16 protein-coding genes are annotated in these 20,255 nt (G+C 70.4%); 4 read left to right on the top strand and 12 right to left on the bottom strand.

Translation table 11 applies throughout. The features are described from left to right. Window positions 1-5 precede the first annotated feature (5 nt). From recD to Q9K23_RS24760, 4 genes are read right to left on the bottom strand one after another with little or no spacing between them, the layout of a single operon-like run. Window positions 6-1,964, bottom strand: coding sequence for an exodeoxyribonuclease V subunit alpha (gene recD, locus Q9K23_RS24775; RefSeq protein WP_082365644.1), 1,959 nt, complete (start codon window positions 1,962-1,964; stop codon window positions 6-8). Next, a complete protein-coding gene (locus tag Q9K23_RS24770; RefSeq protein ID WP_305950322.1) occupies window positions 1,961-5,401 on the bottom strand; it encodes a UvrD-helicase domain-containing protein in 3,441 nt (1,146 codons plus the stop codon). Before Q9K23_RS24770 ends, recD begins: the two co-directional genes overlap by 4 nt. Continuing rightward, window positions 5,398-8,850: an exodeoxyribonuclease V subunit gamma gene (gene recC / locus Q9K23_RS24765; protein WP_305950321.1), complete on the bottom strand. Its 3,453-nt coding sequence runs from the start codon at window positions 8,848-8,850 to the stop codon at window positions 5,398-5,400. The genes Q9K23_RS24770 and recC overlap by 4 nt, the downstream gene beginning before the upstream one ends. A 12-nt stretch (window positions 8,851-8,862) precedes the next feature. Next, a complete protein-coding gene (locus Q9K23_RS24760) occupies window positions 8,863-9,345 on the bottom strand; it encodes a thioesterase family protein (protein WP_244882672.1) in 483 nt (160 codons plus the stop codon). Window positions 9,346-9,561: 216 nt separating this feature from the next. On the opposite strand from Q9K23_RS24760, the gene Q9K23_RS24755 reads away from it, so the two are divergent. After that, window positions 9,562-10,149, top strand: a complete 588-nt coding sequence (locus tag Q9K23_RS24755; RefSeq protein ID WP_020791654.1) for a GNAT family N-acetyltransferase — start codon at window positions 9,562-9,564, stop codon at window positions 10,147-10,149. A 163-nt stretch (window positions 10,150-10,312) separates the two neighbouring features. Then, on the top strand, window positions 10,313-11,782 hold the full coding sequence (locus Q9K23_RS24750) for an NAD(P)/FAD-dependent oxidoreductase (protein WP_053776008.1): 1,470 nt from the start codon (window positions 10,313-10,315) through the stop codon (window positions 11,780-11,782). A gap of 66 nt (window positions 11,783-11,848) precedes the next feature. Here Q9K23_RS24750 and Q9K23_RS24745 read toward each other — a convergent pair whose 3' ends face one another. The 8 genes from Q9K23_RS24745 to Q9K23_RS24710 form a co-directional block, all read right to left on the bottom strand. Then, window positions 11,849-12,577 carry an urease accessory protein UreD gene (locus Q9K23_RS24745; protein WP_053776009.1) on the bottom strand — a complete coding sequence of 243 codons (729 nt, stop codon included), beginning with the start codon at window positions 12,575-12,577 and terminating at the stop codon, window positions 11,849-11,851. Further along, window positions 12,577-13,266: an urease accessory protein UreG gene (gene ureG / locus Q9K23_RS24740; RefSeq protein ID WP_053776010.1), complete on the bottom strand. Its 690-nt coding sequence runs from the start codon at window positions 13,264-13,266 to the stop codon at window positions 12,577-12,579. The genes Q9K23_RS24745 and ureG overlap by 1 nt, the downstream gene beginning before the upstream one ends. Before the next feature lie 88 nt (window positions 13,267-13,354). Then, the gene (locus Q9K23_RS24735) at window positions 13,355-14,047 is read right to left on the bottom strand and encodes an urease accessory UreF family protein (RefSeq protein ID WP_053776011.1); all 693 of its coding nucleotides are present in this window, start codon (window positions 14,045-14,047) and stop codon (window positions 13,355-13,357) included. A gap of 9 nt (window positions 14,048-14,056) precedes the next feature. Next, the gene (locus Q9K23_RS24730; RefSeq protein ID WP_305950320.1) at window positions 14,057-15,775 is read right to left on the bottom strand and encodes an urease subunit alpha; all 1,719 of its coding nucleotides are present in this window, start codon (window positions 15,773-15,775) and stop codon (window positions 14,057-14,059) included. Window positions 15,776-15,777: 2 nt separating this feature from the next. Next, window positions 15,778-16,107, bottom strand: a complete 330-nt coding sequence (locus Q9K23_RS24725; protein ID WP_053776012.1) for an urease subunit beta — start codon at window positions 16,105-16,107, stop codon at window positions 15,778-15,780. A 69-nt stretch (window positions 16,108-16,176) separates the two neighbouring features. Continuing rightward, window positions 16,177-16,479 (bottom strand): urease subunit gamma, encoded by a 303-nt coding sequence (locus Q9K23_RS24720; RefSeq protein WP_020794154.1) that lies wholly within the window; start codon window positions 16,477-16,479, stop codon window positions 16,177-16,179. Window positions 16,480-16,610: 131 nt separating this feature from the next. After that, window positions 16,611-17,870 (bottom strand): aldolase/citrate lyase family protein, encoded by a 1,260-nt coding sequence (locus Q9K23_RS24715; RefSeq protein WP_059037076.1) that lies wholly within the window; start codon window positions 17,868-17,870, stop codon window positions 16,611-16,613. Beyond that, window positions 17,867-18,292, bottom strand: a complete 426-nt coding sequence (locus Q9K23_RS24710) for a PaaI family thioesterase (RefSeq protein WP_053776013.1) — start codon at window positions 18,290-18,292, stop codon at window positions 17,867-17,869. The genes Q9K23_RS24715 and Q9K23_RS24710 overlap by 4 nt, the downstream gene beginning before the upstream one ends. Before the next feature lie 420 nt (window positions 18,293-18,712). On the opposite strand from Q9K23_RS24710, the gene Q9K23_RS24705 reads away from it, so the two are divergent. Further along, the gene (locus Q9K23_RS24705; RefSeq protein ID WP_053776014.1) at window positions 18,713-19,111 is read left to right on the top strand and encodes a BlaI/MecI/CopY family transcriptional regulator; all 399 of its coding nucleotides are present in this window, start codon (window positions 18,713-18,715) and stop codon (window positions 19,109-19,111) included. Between the two features lie 94 nt (window positions 19,112-19,205). Continuing rightward, entirely contained in the window at window positions 19,206-20,159 is a 954-nt protein-coding gene (locus Q9K23_RS24700; protein WP_059037074.1) for a M56 family metallopeptidase, read from the top strand. The last annotated feature ends 96 nt before the right edge of the window (window positions 20,160-20,255 follow it).

Here is a 20,255-nt window from a genome sequence, read left to right as displayed (position 1 = left end):
CCCCGTCAGCGCTCGTACGGGGCATCGGGATAGGGGTGCAGTTCCGAGCGCAGTCCGCTGGCGCGATGGACACGACGTTCCACCGCCGCCTGCAGGCTCTCCGGCGTCCCGACGATGCGCACCCGCGACTTGGCGCGGGTGATCGCGGTGTAGAGGAGTTCTCGGGTCAGCAAGGGTGAGTCGGCCGGCGGCAGCACCACCGTCACCGCCCCGAACTGGCTGCCCTGACTGCGATGGATGGTCATCGCGTAGGCCCACATCGTCTCGGCCAGCCGGGCCGGTGACACCTGGACCGGATCACTGAACTCGCTGCGTCGGAACGCCACCGACAGGCTCGGCTCACCGTCGTCGTCGAGGCGTCGGATCACCACACCGCAGTCGCCGTTGAAGACCTTGTTCTGGCGGTCGTTGGCGGTCACCAGGATCGGGGTCCCCGGCTCCCAGCGGATCATGTCCGGCGACACCGGCGGATGGCCCGGGACCTCCGAGAGCCACTCCATGATCTGACGGGACCAGCCCTGCACACCCCAGCTGCCCTCGCGGTGGGCACACAGCACGCGGTGCCCGTCGAGGGCGTCGAGGGCGTCGACCGCCGATCCGGTGCGGCCCGCCTCCCACAGCGCGCGTCCCCAGGCCACTACGTCGCGGGCGATCGCCGGATCACCGGGTTCGACCAGTTCGACGTCGTCGACCTCCGGTAATGCCAGTAGTTCCAGTACGGCGTCGGCGTCACCGCTGTTCACCGCGCTCGCGATGTCGGCGATACCGCCCCGGTTGCGGTAGTTGCGGGTCAGCGCGACGATCCCGTCACCGAGTCGCGGCAGCTCCGGTCCGGACAGCTCCGCGGTCGCCAGATCGGCGAGGTCGGTGCCCGGCATCGAACCGCTCGCCGCGCGCTCGACGAGGTCGGCGAGCACCGCACCGGCCTCCACCGACGCCAGCTGATGCGGGTCGCCGACGAAGATCAGGCGGGCATCCGGGCGGATCGCCTCCAGCAGGTGACTCATCGCGGTGATCGACAGCATCGACGTCTCGTCGACCACCACGACGTCGTGCGGCAGCAGATTCCCGCTCCGATAGCGCGGGGCCGACCCCGGTCGCCAGCCGAGCAGCCCATGCACGGTGACCGCATGCACCGTCGGGGTGTGGGTGTCGGGGATGTCGGTGTCGGGGGATGCGGCGGCCCGCCGCATGCCGTCCAGGGACGCCTGCAGCTGGGCGACGGCACGCCCGGTGGGCGCACACACCGCCACATGCGCCGGTCCCCCGGCGATCTGCTCGAGGACCGACAGGATGCGGGCGACGGTGTAGGTCTTGCCGGTCCCGGGCCCGCCGGTCAGCACCGAGGTCCATCGGGATGCGGCCACCGCGGCGGCGAGGCGTTGGCGCGGTGAGGCATCCGGGCTGGCGGCGAAGGCGGCGTCCACCGCGGCGCGCACGGCGTCGGCGTCGACGTCGGGGCGGCGTGCGCTGCGCTCGGCGAGGATGGTGCGGATCACCTGCTCCTGCTGGAAATACTTGCGCAGGTAGAGAAGTGGGCCGTCGTCGGAGTCCATCACCACCAGTGGCCGCAACGGTCCGCCGCTGGCGCCGACGATCAGCGGACCGGCCCGCAGCGCGGTGAGCATCGCCTCGGTACCCGGCAGTGCCAGCACCGGTTCACCGTTCTCGTCGGCGGGTACGGCGATGTCGGCGAGGGCCAGACAGGTGGAGCCCTGCCGCACCGCGCGGACCGCGAGCGCGGTGGCGAGCTGTTCGATCTCGCCGACCCGGTCGCCCGACATCCGGACCAGCCGGCCGGTGATGTGGATGTCGGCGGCGTCGAGGACCCCGACGCGATTGGCCTCGCGCAGCAGACCGGCGGCCGAGTGCACCTGCATGCCGTTGCGGTCGTCGGTCACCGCAGGCGCGTCGCCGGCCGCGGAGGTGCCGGAACCGGCAGGTGCGTCATGTGTGGTGCTCATCGGTCTCCCCCGGCCAGCAGATCCGACAGCGTGGTGACCAGCTCGGCCGGTACATGCCACTCGAACACCCCACATCCCGGTGGGGTGTCGGGTCCGGCCATGCCGCGGACGAAGTGATACTGCACCGGCCCGAGATGGGTGGCCGGATGGTAGCCGGGTAGGCGCCAGCGCAGGTACCGGTGCAGCGCAACCGAATACAGCAACGCCTGCAACGGATAGTGCGATCGGATCATCTCGGCGGCCATGGCGGCGGTGGAGAAGTCGTCGACGGCGAGTTCCCCGGGGTGCAGCCGGTTGGTCTTGTAGTCGACCACCACGAACCTCCCGTCCGGGGTGCGCAGCACCGAATCGATACTGCCGGTGAGGAATCCGCGCAGTTGCTGATCGGGGACGGTGCGCAGGACGTCGGCGTAGCCGGCCAGCGGGTCGTCGGCGGGCAGGAGTCGATCGAGATGTCCGGCGATCGCCGCGAGGGTGGCACCGTTGCCGTGCCCGTCGCCGAGGGGTAGCTCGAAATCCAACTCGGCCAGGCGGTCCCGCGGTCCGATCCCCCACAGGTCACCGAAGCCCAGCGGGGTGGTCAGCACACCGTCGAGGGCCGCGGTGAGCGCGTCGATGTCCACCGGAGAGGCGTAGCGGGCGGCCGATTCGACACACAGCTCGCGGATGTGTGCGGTGCGATCGGGTTGTGCGGTGTCGACGTATTCGAGCACCTCGTGCACCAGGGTGCCGAAGGCCGCACCGAACGGCATCCCGTTCATGGGTGACGGGCGTCGGCCGTCCATGCCCGCGACCGCGTCGACCGGCTCACCGCCGTGGTCGACCGGCTCACCGCCGTGGTCGACCGGCTCGTCGGTGACCGTCCCGGACTCGGATTCACTGCCTGCCGACGGTTCGGCGTGACCGTGCCCGGCGTCGGCGACGATCGCCGAGTACGACGTGCGCCGCCACCCGCGGTCGATGGTGCCGGTGAACGATGCGGCGGCCAGTTCGATCTCGTCCGAGCCGGTCTCGGCGGCCGACCGACGAGGCGGGGTGAGACCACCGGCCGATTCGACGCTGATCGTGTCGGTCCCCGCGGCGAACTGCTGTAGCCGGGTGGCGCACTCGTCGGGCGCGGGTACCGGCACCTTCTCGGGCAGGTCGGTACCCATCGGCAGGAATCCGACCGTCTGGCGGGCGAACAGCAGCCGGTGCAGCGACGACTCGGCGGTGCCGTACGACGGCGCCCACCACATCACCACCTGTGAGGCGGCGCGGGTGAGTGCCACGTAGAACTTGCGGAGGTCCTCGCCCGCGTCCTCGGAGATACTGCGCGACAGCCGTTCGCCCCGACCGGTCGATCCCTGACCGCCGACGTCGAGATGCCGGCGGCCCTCGTCGTCGTGGTAGTGGAAGGTGGGCGGCTGCCGATAGCGTGACCCGTCCCAGCCGAACGGGACATAGACGATCGGGAACTGCAGCCCCTTGCTGGCGTGCACGGTCATGATCTGCACGACGTGGGTGTCGCGGTCGAGGCGCCGGGTCTGTTCCTCCGAGCGGCGCCACCGGGAGACGTCGGCGATCCGGTCGGCAAGCCACTCCTGCAGTGAGGTGAGGCCGCAATCCTGTTCCACCACATGGCGATTGCAGACCGTCGACACCTGCATCAGATCGGTCAGGGTGCGTTCGCCGTCGTCGGTGGCCAGGACCCGGGCGGCGACCCCGCCGCGGGCGAGCACCTGCCCGGCCATCGCGGCGAAGCCGCCGTCGGTGAACACCCGGGCGAGATCGGCGAGGTCGGCGGCCAGTGCGGTCAGCCGGTCGTCACCGGCCGAGGCGACCTCGGCCGGCGTCCACCCGATCAGCGGGGTGAGGGCGGCCAGGGCGACCCGGTCGGCGCGTGAGGGTTGTTCGACGGCCCGGAGCAGCCACAGCCAGTGCAGGGCGCTCATCGTGCTGAACACGCTGGTGCCGGTGCCGACCACCGATCCGATGCCGTGCCCGGCCAGGGCGCGTTGCAGGGGTTCGATGGTCTTGTTGGCCGACACCAGGATCGCGATGTCGCCGGGGTGCACCGGCCGCGGACCGTCCACCGAGTCCAGGCGTGCGTCGGAGGCCAGCAGGGCGGCGATGTCGGCGGCGACGTCGGCGATCACCCGGTCGCGGACCGGCCCGATCGAGGCGAACTCGCCCCTCCCCGACCGCACCGGGAAGTCGTCGTGGGTGAACCACCGCAACCGCAGTGCCGGCGCGCCGGTCAGGCGGCTGCCGGTCCGGCCCGCCTTGACCTCGTGCACGGTGATGTCGGCATGGCCCAGGTTGGCACCGCCGTACACCCGGAACAGAGCCTTGACCAGCTCTTCGTCGGAGCGCCAGTTGGTGTCGAGGGCGAGCAGGTGGTCGGCGACCCGCACCGCCTGCAGGTAGCTGAGCACCTCGGCGCCACGAAAGGCATAGATCGACTGCTTCGGGTCACCGACCAGCACCAGCCGCACACGACGGGCGGTGCGCTCGGTTCCGGGGCCGGTTCCGACGTCGTGGAAGCAGCGGCGCAGGATCTCCCACTGATAGGGATCGGTGTCCTGGAACTCGTCGACGAGCACCAGGTCGAAGGCGTCGCGGATCCGGGCGCAGGCCTCGGCGCCGATGGTCGGGTCGGTGACGATACCGTGCAGGATCGTCTGCAGGTCGTCGTAGGTACGCAGGCGCGAGACACGTTTGCGGCGCTCGACGATCTCACGAACCTTGGCGCTGAACCGGACCCGCCGGGTCGCGACGGTGTCGGCGGCACCGTTGCCGGCACCCGGCGCCGGGGCGAGGATCGCACCGGGGCTGCGCACCGACTCCTTGGCGATGGTCATCGCATCGCCGAAGCCGAACGCCGGCTCCTCGGCGTCGCGCGCGAATCCCCGTAGATAGAGATCGAGAGCGGCCTCTTCCACGAGATCGTCGACGTCCTCCACGATCTCGTGCACGAGTTCCCGCTCGCCGAGGAAACCCAGCGCCTCGAGCATGCGGTTGCAGAAGGTGTGGGTGGTGGCGATGGTGGACGCATCGAAGTCCGAGAGTGCCCGCGTGAGTCGGTCACGGCGCGTGGCGATCTCCGCCTCGCTACCGGTCCTCAGCACGCGGAGCAACACGTCGTCGCCGCTCGGCTCATCGGTGTCGAGCGCGCGGACGAGACCGGCGAGCCGGGCACGCATCCGATCACGCAGCTCGGCGGTGGCCGACCGGCTGAAGGTGACCAGGAGCAGTTTGTCGATCGGGATGCCCTCGGCGATCTGACGTGCGGCGATCCCGACGATCGCGTACGTCTTGCCGGTTCCGGCGCTCGCCTCGAGCACGGTGGTGCCGTCACCGAGGTCGGCGGACAGGTCGAACGGACGCGGTACCCCGGGGGCGGCGGCCGTCTCGGCGGCCCCGGTGGTGTCGGTGCGGGCGGGAGACGTGGTCATCGGGGTGTCACCTCATGTTCCACGATCGGCGTCCAGAGACGTTGCGCCAGGGCACCGAACAGCTTCTCCCCGACCTGTAGACCCATTGTGGCCCAGGGGGACTCGTCGGTGACCGTCGCCACGGTGACGACGTCGAAGCCGACCGGGGCGGTGACGTCGTTGCCGAAGACGTATCGGATGTAGGGGTCGGTGGTGTCGCCGTACATGTTGTCGAACCGCTGGGCCGCCGCCCGCAGCGCGATGGACGGGGAGCTGCCGTCGGCCAGCCTGCTCCCGTAGACCTCGCCGGCGTCGAGCGGCAACGGCAGGACCTCGAGCAGGCCGAGCCGGCGGATCTCGACGAGGTCGGCGAGCAATGTCGTGGCGTCATCGGGTGCCCGCAGGTGCACCGACGACACGCCCGGCGCCCGCTGCGGGGCGCGACCCACGACGATCCCCGCGGTCGGGACCGGCCCGGCAGCCGCACCCGACTGCGCCGCGGCGGTCAGGGCGAGCAGGCGGATCCACAGGGCCAGGCGCTGTTTGGGCCGGATCTTGGAATAGGTCGCCTCGACGACGGAGGTACCGAAGACATCACCGACGCTGCCGTGCAGGCGTCGTCCGCCGGGCAGTTCGAGGACGAAGTCGCGGGTCACACCGGCGTCCCGACGCAGGGATGCCGCGGTGGATCCGACCGCGCGGACCTGCCCGGAGATCCGTTCGAGATCACGGCGGCCGAACTCGGCGGGCGGCAGCGTCCCGCGGCGCAGCTCGGCCATCAGGCAGTCCCGCAGGTCGGCCCCGGCGAGAGTCCGGTGCAGCAGCCGGTTGCCGATCGCCCACTCGGCGAGTCCACCGAGGGTGACGTCGAGACCGTCCTCGTCGGCGGTCTCGTCGTCGGGCATGCGGGCGCCGAGTCGTTGGCGGACGAAGCCCTCGATCGGGTTGGTGAAGAACGAGATCAGCGACGTGAGCTCGATGTCGGTGTCGGGATCGGCACCCGGATCGGCGGTGTCGGGGGATGCCGCGGGTGCGATCACCGCGTCGGCGATCCGGACGGCCGGGGTCTGTGGCCCGCGCAGGGCACGGGCACCGTCGAGGAGTCCGGTGTCGAATCCGAACGGTCCGGCGATGCCGGCAACCGCACCCGGGACGAAGTTGCGTGTGTCGAAGCCGTGCAGGGTGTGCCGGATGATCACCTCGTCGGCGTCGGTGGCGCGCAGGGCGGCCAGGGTGTCGGCGAGTTCGCTCACCACCACCGCGGGCGGGACGGGCGTACCACTGACCGGGTCGGCTCCGGTGTAACACACGAGCAGGTGCTCCTCGGCCGCCATGATCGCGTCGAGGAACAGCTGGCGGTCCTCGTCGCGCGGATTGCGTTCACCGACAAGCGGGACCCGACCGAGGACGTCGTCACCGTCGACACGCAGTGCACGCGGGAACGACTCGGCGTCGATGCCGAGCAGGACCACCACCCGGTGCGGCACCGAGCGCATCGGGACCAGGGTGCACACGGTGAGCTCGCCGGTGCGGAAGTTGGCGCGGGTCGGCCGGCCGGCGATCATCAGGGCGACCAGGTCACGAACGTCGGAGAGCCGTAGCGGCCGGGTGGGGTCGCCGGAGCCGAGTTCCTCGGTGATCATCCGGACGGTCTGGGCGACCTGCCATTCGTCGCCGGTCGCGGTGTCGACGAGGTCGTCGACGATGCCGATGAGGGTCTGGGCCCAGACGGTGGCCGGATGGGTTCCGGTCAGCCGGGTGAGCAGGTCGCCGAGCCGGTCGACGAATTCCATCAGACGTCCGGCGAGGTCGATCTGGGTGCTCTCCAGTCCCTCGATCGGCAGGGCGGTGCCCAGCCATTCGCCGTCGTCCTCCTCGGCGACAGCACCGAGTGCGATGCGGTCGAGGCCGGCGTCGAAGGTACCCTGCGCGAATCCGGCGAGCTCGAACCGGGACCGTTGGGTGTCGTCGATCCCCCAACGGATTCCGCTGCGCGACAGCCATTCCCGAATCCACTCGAGATCGTCGTCGGACATCGCGAAGCGGTACCGGACCGGCGGCCGGGACAGCAGGTCGGCCACCTCGCTCGCGGTGACGCGGCCGACGGCGAGTTCGACGACGGTGGCGACGACGTCGAGGACGGGGTTCACGTGACGGAGTCCGCGGTCGGCCAGACGTACCCGCAGCCGGGCGGCTGGGTGGTCGAGCCCGGACTGGCCGAACGACCCGCGGATGAGCGGGGCGAAGGTCTCGACGTCCGGGCACATGACGATCACGTCGCGGGGCGCCAGCGTGGGGTCGGCGTCGAACAGGTGCAGCAACCGGTCGCGCAGGACCTCGACCTGCCGTTCCGGGCCGTGGCAGGCATGGATCTCCACCGAGGTGTCGGCCGCGGCCGGTGCCGACCGGTCACGGGGTGCGGTGTCGTCGCGGATGCCGCGCTGTACGCGCTGCAGAAGCGTCGGCGTGTCGGTCGGGGTGCTCGTCGCCGCCTCGTGGTGGAGGTCGGCGTGGACCATCGGCTGCAGGTTGATCTGCAGTTCGCGGATGTCGTGGGACAGGCCCGCCAGCAAGGGATTCCGCAACGCGGGTCCGGTGTGCGCAGCCCGGCGGGGGTCGGCGGGGTGAGTGGATCCGGCCAGTACGTCCCACAACGCCGGCGAGGCATGCGGGATGAACAGGTGCACGTCGCGGTGGGTGGACACCGCCGCGGCCACCCGCCGGAACGACTCGGTCAGACGGGTCGGACCGAAGACCGCCGAGCGGGGCGGAAGGTCGATCACATCGGCGTCGGCGCGCAGTCGCGCGCAGACGTCGTCGAGTGCCTCCACCGGATGCGGTACCCCGATCCGCGCACGGACCTCACGCCAGACCAGCGGCTGCCAGGCCATGTCGGCGGGTAGGGCACCCCCGGCACCGTCCCCCTCGTCGCCGCGTGCCCACCCGGTGAGCATTCCCGGCCGCTGCCGGGCATACCGCTCGAAGAGATCGGCGATGTGGCGTGCCGTGGCGTACCGGCGACCGGCACGCAGATCATCGGCCGCGCCGGTCGCGGGTGTCGCGGACCCGCCGGGATCGGCGCCCCCGACACCGATGTGGCGGGCCAGCATGCGCAGCGCCGGGTGGGTGATCAGCTCGTCCAGCACGGCGAGCACCGACCACACCAATGCGTTTGCACCCCACGCCGATGCACGGTCGGCGGCATATCCGGGATCGGCGGCGAGCACCTGCTCGACGACACGATCGGTCACCGCCGCGGGCGACGAGAAGTCGATGTTGGCGGCGATGCCGTCACCGCCGGGTCCGGCACCGAGCCGGGTCGCGAGCCGCTGCTGCAGCCAGCGCTCCACCCCACGGGCGGGGACCGCGACGATCTCGGTGGCCAGCGGGTCGTCGAGCGGCACGAGCAGGATGTCGCCGAGGGCGTCGGCGAGGGTGTCGGTCCGCTCGGCGCGGTGCAGGACGAACATCGGCGTCCGGTGTCAGCGAGCCGGCCGCAGGGCCGGAACCTCACCCTGGTAGGCCGAGAGCACCGCCCGCACGCCGTCCGGGATCGGGATCGGCCGGCCCGATTCGGGGTCGATCACGACCATGGTGGTGCCGGCGAGGGCGGAGAGAACACCGTCGGCAGCAGTGATCGCGGCACCGATGGTGTACGAGCTGGTCCCGAGCCGGGTGATGGCCATCGCCACGCTCACCGGCTCCTCGGTGTAGAGGATCGGTGCCCGGAACTCGATGTCCTGGCGGGCCACCAGCAGGTGCACCTGCTCGCCGCGACCACGGAACCAGCGGCTGAACGCACGGACCCGGCCCTCTTCGAACAGTCGCGCCACCTGCACGTTGTTGATGTGGCGGTTGACGTCCATGTCACCCCAGCGCAGCTGGGCCTCGACGACGACCACGTCGTCGGCGGGCGGCGCGGCAACGGGTGCGACGGGAGCGGAATCAGGTGTATCGGCGAGCACGACGGCAAGCCTAACGCCCGGTTCCGACATCGCCGGCAACACGCGGGGTGAAGTCGGCGGTATCGGTCGTACCGACTCCGTACACTCATGACCGCACAGGCGCGTGATGCACCGGCCACCCCTCTCCACGGGCGGCGGGTGCATCCCGGTGGGCGCGCCGCCCGATCCGGTTTCGCGTCGGGCGAATGTCGGAAGAGCCAGGGTATTGGGGGTCGAGTGATCGTTCAGACATCGCGGATGGTGCTGCGACCCGTGCAGCGCGATGATGTCGCCGATCTCGTCCGGCTCGACGCCGATCCGCACGTGATGCGCCATGTCAGCGGCGGACTCCCCACCCCGCGCGCGACGATCGAGGACTGGGTGGTCCCCCGTGCACAGGCCGAACTCCAGATCGGGCGGGGCGGCATCTGGGTGACCATCGACCGGCGGTACGGCGAGTTCTTCGGCTGGGTGTCGCTGCGTGCCCCACGCCACTCCCGACGACCCGAACTCGAACTCAGTTACCGGTTGCGGCGCGAGTACTGGGGTCGCGGGCTGGCGACCGAGGCGGCGCGCGCCGTCGTCGACCTCGCATTCACCGATCTCGGAGCCGCTCGCGTGTTCGCCAGCGCATCGTCGACCAACACGTCGTCACGGCGGGTGATCGAGAAGCTCGGGATGCGGGTGTCGGGAATCCATGTCTCCGACGAGCACGCGATCGACGGGATCGGCGAGGTCGAATACGACCTGCTGCGCGAACACTGGGAGATCAGGGCCCTGCGCCGACGGTCCGCGGAGGCCCCGTCGACCGACCTCACCGCCTGACCGAACCGGCCGGCGCGGCGTCGTGGACGTCGGTCGTCGGATCGGCCCTCGAGCGGGTGACGCGCCGGGAATTCACGCCTCATCGAGACCGAACCCCCGGCGGGGACTACCGTATGAGGTGCCCCAGACATGCGCTCCCCAGCCAGTTAGGAGACCTCCTCGGATGAGCAGTCCCACTCCGACGTCGGCCCGTCCACATGTCGTCATCATCGGGTCCGGATTCGGCGGGCTCTTCGCCGCCCAGCGCCTGGCCAAAGCCGATGTCGACGTCACGCTCATCGCCAAGACCACCCACCACCTGTTCCAGCCGATGCTGTACCAGGTGGCGACCGGCATCGTCGCCGAAGGCGAGATCGCGCCGGCCACCCGGGTGGTGCTGCGCAAGCAGAAGAACGCCACCGTGCTGATGGGTGACGTCTTCGGGATCGACCTGGCCGGCAAGAAGGTGACCTCCCGGCTCCTCGAGCGGATCACCGTCACCCCGTTCGACAAGCTGATCCTCGCCGCCGGTGCCGACCAGTCGTACTTCGGCAACGATCACTTCGCCGAGTACGCACCCGGCATGAAGACGATCGACCATGCCCTGGAACTGCGTGGCCGGATCCTGGGCGCCTTCGAGCAGGCCGAGCTCTCCGACGACCCGGAGGAGCGCGCTCGGCTGCTGACCTTCGTGGTGGTCGGCGCGGGTCCGACCGGTGTGGAACTCGCCGGGCAGATCGCCGAGATGAGCGACAAGACCCTCAAGGGCGCCTTCCGCAACATCGATCCCACCGAGGCCCGGGTGATCCTGCTCGACGCGGCACCCGCGGTGCTGCCACCGTTCGGCCCCAAACTGGGCCAGAAGGCGGCCGCCCGGCTGGAGAAGCTGGGCGTCGAGATCCAGCTCAACGCGATGGTCGTCGACCTCGACTACGACGGCCTCGTCGTCAAGGAGAAGGACGGATCGACCCGCCGGATCGAGTCGCAGTGCAAGGTGTGGTCGGCCGGTGTGCAGGCCAGCCCGCTGGGCAAGCAGCTCTCGGAGCAGTCCGGGGTGGAACTCGATCGCGCCGGTCGCGTCAAGGTGGGCCCCGACCTGACCATCCCCGGCAACCCCGATGTGTTCGTCGTCGGCGACATGATGGCCGTCGACGGAGTCCCCGGTGTGGCGCAGGGCGCGATCCAGGGTGGCCGCTACGCCGCCGATGCGATCAAGGCCGAACTCAAGGGTCAGACCCCGGACCAGCGCAAACCCTTCAGCTATTACGACAAGGGTTCGATGGCGACGATCTCCCGGTTCAGTGCCGTCATGCAGGTGCCGATCCCGGGCACCAAGAAGAAGTTCGAGACCGAGGGCTACTTCGCGTGGCTGGGCTGGCTGGCGCTGCACCTGGTGTACCTGGTGGGCTTCCGCAATCGCCTGAACACGCTGGTCAACTGGTTCTTCGCGTTCAGCACCCGCGGACGCACACAGTTGGCCGTCACCGAGCAGCAGGTCTACGCGCGTACCGCGATCGGCCAGTTGTCGGAGCTGGAGCGGAAGACGATCGCCGAGGTCGAGGCCGATTCCGCCGGGGCCGACGACCCCACCGGCAGCGGCCCCGATGGCGCCGGCGCCAAGGGCGCTGCCTCCAAGGACGCTGCGGCCGGCTGAGCAGACGTCTGCCCCACGACGACAGAACGGCACGACGAGAGAACGGCTGCGGTGACCTGCGCGCGGCTAGGCGTGGGACAACGCGACGACGTCCAGACCGTCGCAGAGTGCCCGGGCCTGCGCGACCGACCCCGCGAGCGCGGTGGTCAGCGTCGCATCGCCCGGCAGGGTCAGACGCGCGGCATAGTGCACCGCGTCGACGTCGGCCGCGCGGGCGTCCGGGTAGCGGAACACGCTGCTGACCGCCGACAGCCCACTGCGCTGCGCGGCGCCGGCCACCGTACCGGCGGTTCGCGCCCCCAGTGCCACCCGATGCCGCAGCACCGGCAGACCGGGCAGATCGACGCGCAACCCACCCTGCCAGCGACCGTCGGCATCGGTGTCGGCGAAGTTCCCCGAACGGCCGATCTGGACGTGCTCGTGCAGGTCGAGGGTGGCATCCGGGTCGAGCACCACGTCGATGTCCGAGCGGTGGTGGGCACCTCCGGCGACGACGGTCGGCTGGGGGTCGACCCGCAGCCGGGCACCCGCACCCACCTCGATGTGCCAGTGCGCGGTCGAGTCCGGCCGGTCGGCAGCCGGTAGTGCGATGGTGGCCGCCACCGAACCCAGGTCCAGTACCGCACCCGCCCCGACCCGGATGACGACCTCGATGTGGTCGCCGCCGAGCGGGGTGGCCGCGGTCCCGATCAGATGGGCCGACGACACGCCGGTCTGCCGGACCGCGAGCCCACCGGTGGCCCGCAGCCGCGGTGACCGCCCGGCGTCGACGACGATCTCGACCTCGGTACGCACTATCCGGGCACCGCGGCCGCCTCGGCCAGCTGTTCGCGGATCCAGGCCAGGACGGTCGACGCCGCCGGGTCGTCGGTGAGCGAGATCATCGCGGTGGGGCGACCCTCACGGACACGCTCGGCGTCGGTGCGCATCACCTCGAGATCGGCGCCGACCAGCGGCGCCAGGTCGGTCTTGTTGATCACCAGCAGATCCGAGAAGGTGACGCCGGGGCCGCCCTTGCGCGGGACCTTGTCACCGCCGGCGACGTCGATGACGAAGATCTGCACGTCGATCAGGCCGGTCGAGAAGGTCGCGGTGAGATTGTCGCCCCCGGATTCGACGAGGATCAGATCCAGCGGCGGGTTGGCCGCGACCAGATCGTCGATGGCATCGAGGTTGGCGGTGATGTCATCACGGATGGCGGTGTGCGGGCAGCCGCCGGTCTGCACCGCGGTGATCCGCTCGTCGGGCAGAACCGCGTGGCGGCGCAGGAAGTCGGCGTCCTCGGTGGTGTAGATGTCGTTGGTCAGCACGGCCACCGACAACTCGTCACGCAGCTGCCGGCAGAGCGCGGCGACCAGGGCGGTCTTGCCCGACCCCACCGGGCCGCCGATCCCGACGCGCAGCGCCTCACCCGGACGACGGTCGCGTCGGGGCCGGTCGTGGTGGTGGCCGTGGGCTTCGCCGTCGATCAGGTGCGGGGGCATGGAGATCCTCTCCTCGGGGTCGGGTGGACAACAGATCCGGTGGACGAGCGGACCGGCAGCGAACGCCGCGGTCGGTACGTCCCGGACGTCAGGACGCGAACAGCGGCATGGGGCGTCGTTCGTGGCGTTCGGCGAAGACGTCGAGCACCGGGTCGGACAGGTCGGCCAGACCGACCGCGGCCTGTGCCGCCACCTGCTCGCATTCGGGGCCGAGGTCGGTGATCATGATCGCGACGTCGGCCGGGTCGAGGGCCAGCAACCGCTGGCCGGCGGTCGCCGACCCGCTGACCGTGGTGTAACCGACCACCAGCGCGGTGTGGAATCCGGACAGGCCCGATGCGGCCCCGACCGATCCGCTGATCACCGGCAGGTGTGTAGCCGGCGAATGCGCCGACCAGTCGGCGTCGGGCCACATGCGTCGGGCCAGCCGCGCCATGCCGCGTCCCTGCGCCAGCGATGCCTTGCGGGCCGCGGGCGACGGTGTGCGGGCATCGGTCTCCAGTTGGGCCGACCCCACCTCGAGGGTGCCGTCGGCGACCGCCGCGGCGATCGACGCCGACACCAGACCGCTGGTGATCAGCCGCCGGTACAGGAAGTCGGCGAGATCGGCGGCGGTGCGGATCACGCCGTCGGTGACGGCCTGCTCCACACCCCCGGAGTGCACATGTCCGCCCACCGGCAGACGCGAGTCGGCCAGGGCCAACATCATCGCCAGCGGCGACGACGGGGGCAGCGGGCCGGCGGGTTCGGGCAGGCCGGGAGGGTTCGGGGACGGTGACATACGGCGTGCTCAGAACAGGAAGTAGCGCTGGGCCATCGGCAGCTCGGACACCGGCTCGGAATCCCACACCTCGCCGTCGATCCGGACGGTGAAGGTGTCCGGGTCGACCTCGATCCGCGGAGTGGCGTCGTTGAGCGGCATGTCGGCCTTGCCGATCGACCGCGTGTTCTTGACCGGTACGAGGCGTCGCCGGATGCCGATCCGCTCGGCCAGGTCGGGGTCGGCGCCGGGTGCGACGAAGCTGATCGACGTGGCCGCGGCGACCGGTGCGGCGGCCCCGAACATCGGCCGCGGCAGCACCGGCTGCGGCGTGGGGATGGACGCATTGGCGTCGCCCATCTGCGCCCACGCGATCGCCCCGCCCTTGATCACCAGGTCGGGTTTGACGCCGAAGAACGCCGGGTCCCACAGCACCAGGTCGGCCAGCTTGCCGACCTCCACCGAACCCACCTCGTCGTCGAAACCGTGGGCGATGGCCGGGCAGATCGTGTACTTGGCGACGTAGCGCTGTGCCCGGTTGTTGTCGGCGCGTGAGTCACCGGCGAGCGATCCCCGCTTGCGCTTCATCACATGTGCGGTCTGCCAGGTCCGCAGGACGACCTCGCCGATGCGGCCCATCGCCTGCGCGTCGGAGCCGATCATCGAGATGGCGCCGAGATCGTGCAGCAGATCCTCGGCGGCGATGGTCGACGGCCGGATCCGGCTCTCGGCGAAGGCCAGGTCCTCCGGCACCGTCGGATTGAGGTGATGGCACACCATCAGCATGTCGAGGTGCTCGTCGAGGGTGTTGACCGTGTGCGGACGCGTCGGGTTGGTGGAGCTCGGCAGCACATTGGGCGCGGCCGCGACGGTGATGATGTCCGGTGCGTGACCGCCGCCGGCCCCCTCGGTGTGATAGGCGTGGATGCTCCGACCGGCGATCGCACCGAGGGTGGACTCGACGAATCCGGTCTCGTTGAGGGTGTCGGAGTGCAGGGCCACCTGGACGCCGGTCTCGTCGGCGACACGCAGGCAGGCGTCGATCGCCGCCGGGGTGGAACCCCAGTCCTCGTGGAGTTTGAATCCCGACGCCCCGGCCCGGATCTGCTCGCGCATCGCCTCCGCGCTGACCGTGGTGCCCTTGCCGAGCAGCGCGATGTTCATCGGCCAGTGGTCGGTGGCGGCCAGGATCGACGCGAGATGCCAGGCGCCCGGGGTGACGGTGGTGGCCTTGCTGCCCTCGGCGGGGCCGGTGCCGCCGCCGATCAGGGTGGTGATGCCGTTGCCGAGGGCCTCGTCCATGATCTGCGGGCAGATGAAGTGGACGTGGCAGTCGATGCCGCCGGCAGTGAGGATCTTGCCGTTGCCGGCGATGATCTCGGTGGACGGGCCGATCACCAGATCGGGATGGATCCCGTTCATGGTGTCGGGGTTGCCGGCCTTGCCGAGGGCGACGATGCGGCCGTCACGCAGTCCGACGTCGGCCTTGATCACGCCCCAGTGGTCGAGCACCACGACGCCGGTGATCACGGTGTCGGGGGCGCCGTCGGCGCGGGAGGCGCGGCTCTGCCCCATCGACTCGCGGATCACCTTGCCGCCGCCGAACACCGCCTCGTCCCCGGCCCGGCCGGGGCCGCCGCTGCGGTCCTCGGTGACCTCGATCAGCAGGTCGGTGTCGGCGAGCCGGATCAGGTCACCGGTGGTGGGTCCGAACAGCTGCGCGTATCGATCGCGTCCCAGTGTTGCCATCGTCAGTCGATCCTTCCGGGAGCGTCGAGGGAGATGCCGTACACCTCACGGGTGCCGCCGAGCGGCACCAGGGTCACCGTCATCGCGATCCCCGGCTCGAATCGCACCGCGGTGCCCGCGGCGATGTCGAGGCGGTGGCCGCGTGCGGCGTCGCGGTCGAAGTCGAGGGCGGGGTTCGCCTGGGGGAAGTGCACGTGACTGCCCACCTGCACGGGCCGGTCACCGGTGTTGACAACCGTGAGTTCGATGGTCTGGGCGCCCTGATTGAGTTCGATGGTGCCCTCGGCGGCGATCACCTCGCCCGGCACCACCGCTGACGTCTTCTCCGACATGTGGTCTTCTGTCCGTTCTCGTCTGCTCGGCTGACTGTTGCGACTGCGATTCGGCGGGGATAGCGCCGGTCAGCCGATCGGGTTGTGCACGGTGACCAGCTTGGTGCCGTCCGGGAAGGTCGCCTCCACCTGCACGTCGTGGAGCATCTCCGGGATGCCGGGCATGACCTCGTCACGGGTCAGGACCTCGCGGCCGCTGGTCATCAGTTCGGCCACCGAACGGCCGTCGCGGGCGCCTTCGAGGACGTGGTCGGTGATCACCGCGACCGCCTCGGGGTGGTTGAGCTTGAGGCCGCGGGCCTGCCGACGTCGCGCCAGTTCGGCGGCGTAGGAGATCAGCAGACGTTCCTGTTCATGCGGCGACAGTCGCACCGGACCCTCTCTTCGTCATTCGACACACAGACCCGGCACCTTCGAAGGGTGCCGGGTCTGTAATCCTGCCACGGTCCGGATGCGGCGGCGCGGTGAGCGACGAGCGGTGTCGGTCACGGCACACCGGGATGTCAGGGGGCGACCAGCGCACCTCCGCCGGCGGTCAGCTCGTCCAGCCGCGCCGGGGTACAGGCCGGTCCGACGGCCTCCACCTCGGCCGCCGTGAACGCCCCGGCGGCCAGGCCGCGGCGGATCACCCCGGCCAGCGACAGGGCGGTGGCGGGCTCGTCGACGACGTCGCCGGACTGGCGTTCGAAGTAGGACTGCAGCCTGTTCGCCGCGGTGGGCATGGCCGAGCGGAAGAACCCGGTGACCGCCAGCCATCGGGTCACCAGGTGACCCGGGTGCATGTCCCAGCCCTGGTAGAAGCCGCGCTCGAGTGAGCGGGTGACCAGGCGGTGATGGCGGCGCACCGCGGCGTCGACCTGTTCGGCCGAACCCGTCGGCATCACCTGGGTGGAGCCGTCGCTGATCCACACACCGGTCTGTGCGGCGGCCGCCTGCATGACGGCCTTGGCATGGTCGGCGACGGGATGCTCGAGCGACTGCTGCGCGGAGACGATGCCGCACGCCGCGCTGTAGTCGTAGGTGCCGTAGTGCAGCCCGACGATGCGCGGTGCCCCGCGATGGATCGCCTCGGCCACCGTGGCCCGCCCGTCCGGCCCCAGGACCGCCTGCGGGATCTCGATCTGCAGCTCCACCCGGAGCGAGCCCTCGGCCACCCCGTGGACGCGTTCGAACTCGGCACAGATCAGGTTGACCGCGTCGATCTGGCGGACATCGCGCAGCTTCGGGACGGTCACCACGAAGCCGTCCGGGATCCCGCCGGCGGCGTCGAGGACCAGTTCCAGGGTCCGCAGCCCACGGGTGCGTTCGGCGGCGCCGAGCCCCTTGGCCCGCACACCGGCGATGCGCGGGCTGTGGGGGCGGCGCGTGGTCCACGCGGCGAGAGTCTGTCCGGCCCGGCGGGCGTCGGCGTCCTCGCGCACGTCGCCACGCCATCCGTAGCCGTCCTCGAGGTCGATCCGGAGATCCTCGATCGGGTTGTCGACCAGGCGGGCGCGGGCGATGGCGCGGACCTCGTCGTCGGCGAGTTCGGCCAGGGCCGGAGCGGTGTCGGCGAGTTCGAGCGCCGCCGCGCCCCAGCGCTGTGGGGTGTCGACGTCGGCGTCGGCGGCGCTGACGTAGACCGTGTGCACCGGCTGGGGTTCCGGGCGGTCGCCGGGGAACCAGCGATCGAGGTCGCTGTCGACGGGGGTGAGGACATCCTCGATCGCCGCGCGAACCGCCGCCGCGAGCTCCCGTCCGGTGTCGGTTCGGTCCGGGCTCACTCTGCCGGGGCCTCGAGGTTCTGCAGGCGCACCTGGCTGCGGGCGATCAGCCGGCCGTCGTCGTCGGTCATGTCGACCTGCCACAGCTGTTGACGGCGACCCCGATGGATCGGGGTGGACTTGGCGGTGACGGTGCCCTCGGAGACCGAGCGCAGGAAGTCGGTGCTGTTGTTGACGCCCACGGCATGACCGCCGATGCCGGTGTCCTGCAGCCAGAAGAAGGCACTCATGCTGGCCACCGACTCGGCGAGCGCGCAGTACACGCCGCCGTGGACGATGCCGAACGGCTGATGAAGCTTCGGATCGAGTTCGAGGGTGGCGATCATCTCGTCGGCGGTCACCGACTGCACCACGGTGCCGAGCTCGGCATCGAAGCCCACGGTTCCCGAGGTCTTCACGAATTCATCTGTGTTCACTGCCATGCGACAAGCGTGACATGACCTGCGCGGCGGAGACACCCAGGGCGGCGAAGTGTCACGGGAGCCGACCGGCCGGGACCAAAGGCACAGGGACGAGGCGGGCAGGAGACCCGAGAGGACGGAGGCCCCGAAGAAGCCCCAGGCGAACCAGAATGGCCCAGGGGAACCGATAGGCCCCATGTCCCGTTGGGGACATGGGGCCTATCGGTGCGTGGACCGGGGGTCTCTGCAGCCCTCAGGACTCTCGCGCGGTCCAACGAGAATTAATGTAGGCTAGCCTTACCAATCCTGTCAAGCGGGCTGGGAATAGATCAGCAAAACTGCACGTCAGATACCACGGGAACACACAACGACTCGGCAGAGCGCCGGCCGCCACGCACAGAAGACACGGCAGATGCGGCATCGAGGAGGATCGGCAGTAAAATGCGAAAGATGAACGGATTGGGAGACCTGGAGCGGGCAGTGATGGACACACTGTGGGCCAGTCCGACTCCGCAGACGGTCCGCCAGGTCCATGCGACGTTGTCGGAGAGCCGATCGCTCGCCTACACCACAGTGATGACCGTCCTGCAGCGACTGGCCAAGAAGAACCTGGTCACCCAGATCCGTGAGGATCGGGCACACACCTATGTCCCCACCCACCCGCGCGAGGATCTCGTCGCGTCGTTGATGGTGGACGCATTGAGCGAGGCCGACGCCCCGGGATCGCGACATGCGGCACTCGTGTCGTTCGTCGGCCGGGTCGGTGCCGACGAGGCCGCCGCACTGCGTCACGCACTCGATGAGCTCGAAGCCGCACGCGGCGTCACCGAGACCGGTTAGATTCACAAAGAACCGGTTGAGTTCACGTCAGCCCGACGGCACCCCCTGACGGCACCCACAGCCCACACAGCCCGACCCGCGAGGACAGCCAACGATGACCGCCCTGTTATTCGGCATCCTGACCTTGCTGTTGGTCGGCCCGGTCCCGGAGGCCCTGACGCGGGCCGAATGGCCGATCCGGGCCCCCCGCGCCGCGATGACCCTGTGGCAGGCGATCGCGCTGGCCGCGGTGCTGTCGGCGTTCAGCTGTGGTCTGGCCATCGCCGCCAACCTGCTCGCCCCGGGCAGTGACGGCACCCCGACGACGCATCCGCTGCACGAGATCGAACGTCTCGGACTCCCGCTGTGGTGTCTGTACATCGGCATCTTCGCACTCACCCTGCTGGTGGGCGCCCGGCTGTTCTTCACCGTCATCCGCGTCGGTGTGCGAACCAGGGCCCGCCGCGCCAACCATCGCCAGCTGATCGACATCCTGGACAACTGCGACCGCTCGGATCACTCCCATCCCCTGTTCGCCCGCGACATCCGGATGCTCGGCGTCCAGCAGCCCCTCGCCTACTGTCTGCCCGGTCTGCGGCAGCGGGTGGTGCTCAGCGAAGGGGTGGTCGCACGCCTGTCCCGCGACGAACTGATCGCGGTGATCGCCCACGAACGCGCCCATCTGCGGGCTCGGCACGACCTCGTCCTCGAGGCCTTCATCGCCCTGCACGAGGCATTCCCCCGGTTCGTCCGGAGCCAGTCGGCACTCGGTGCGGTGATGCTGCTCGTCGAGGCGCTGGCCGACGACCAGGCGGTCCGGGCGACCGGGCCGACCACCCTCGGCCGCGCGCTGGTGGCGTGCGCCGATGCCACCGCACCGCGCGGGGCGATGGCGGTCGGCGGCCCGACGACCCTGGCCCGGGTCCAGCGCCTTCGCCACGATCGCCCGACCCGGCTGCTCGCCGCATCCGCCTACACCGTCGCCGTGACCATCCTGGTGGTCCCCACCCTGGCCGTCGCGATCCCCTGGCTGACCGAGATCTCCCGCCTGCTCACCGCCCAGTCGTGAGTGCGTGCTCGTGCGAGCCACCCACTCCGCGCCGGCCGGGTCGCCCGGTGACTGTGATGTCGGGTACACGCCCTTCCGAGCGACCCCATAGTCTTG

The sequence above is a fragment of the Gordonia sp. NB41Y genome (genome assembly GCF_030718915.1).
GTDB classification, from domain to species: Bacteria; Actinomycetota; Actinomycetes; order Mycobacteriales; family Mycobacteriaceae; genus Gordonia; species Gordonia desulfuricans.
Note: the sequence above shows the minus strand (reverse complement) of the source record. Positions and strands in the feature narration are given on the sequence as shown.

What these genes read in the sequence shown, in the direction of transcription:
- recD (WP_082365644.1), bottom strand. Translation starts at nt 1,964, where the DNA reads ATGAGCACCACACATGACGCACCTGCCGGTTCCGGCACCTCCGCGGCC.
- Q9K23_RS24770 (WP_305950322.1), bottom strand. Translation starts at nt 5,401, where the DNA reads ATGACCACGTCTCCCGCCCGCACCGACACCACCGGGGCCGCCGAGACG.
- recC (WP_305950321.1), bottom strand. Translation starts at nt 8,850, where the DNA reads ATGTTCGTCCTGCACCGCGCCGAGCGGACCGACACCCTCGCCGACGCC.
- Q9K23_RS24750 (WP_053776008.1), top strand. Translation starts at nt 10,313, where the DNA reads ATGAGCAGTCCCACTCCGACGTCGGCCCGTCCACATGTCGTCATCATC.
- ureG (WP_053776010.1), bottom strand. Translation starts at nt 13,266, where the DNA reads ATGCCCCCGCACCTGATCGACGGCGAAGCCCACGGCCACCACCACGAC.
- Q9K23_RS24735 (WP_053776011.1), bottom strand. Translation starts at nt 14,047, where the DNA reads ATGTCACCGTCCCCGAACCCTCCCGGCCTGCCCGAACCCGCCGGCCCG.
- Q9K23_RS24730 (WP_305950320.1), bottom strand. Translation starts at nt 15,775, where the DNA reads ATGGCAACACTGGGACGCGATCGATACGCGCAGCTGTTCGGACCCACC.
- Q9K23_RS24725 (WP_053776012.1), bottom strand. Translation starts at nt 16,107, where the DNA reads ATGTCGGAGAAGACGTCAGCGGTGGTGCCGGGCGAGGTGATCGCCGCC.
- Q9K23_RS24710 (WP_053776013.1), bottom strand. Translation starts at nt 18,292, where the DNA reads ATGGCAGTGAACACAGATGAATTCGTGAAGACCTCGGGAACCGTGGGC.
- Q9K23_RS24705 (WP_053776014.1), top strand. Translation starts at nt 18,713, where the DNA reads ATGCGAAAGATGAACGGATTGGGAGACCTGGAGCGGGCAGTGATGGAC.
- Q9K23_RS24700 (WP_059037074.1), top strand. Translation starts at nt 19,206, where the DNA reads ATGACCGCCCTGTTATTCGGCATCCTGACCTTGCTGTTGGTCGGCCCG.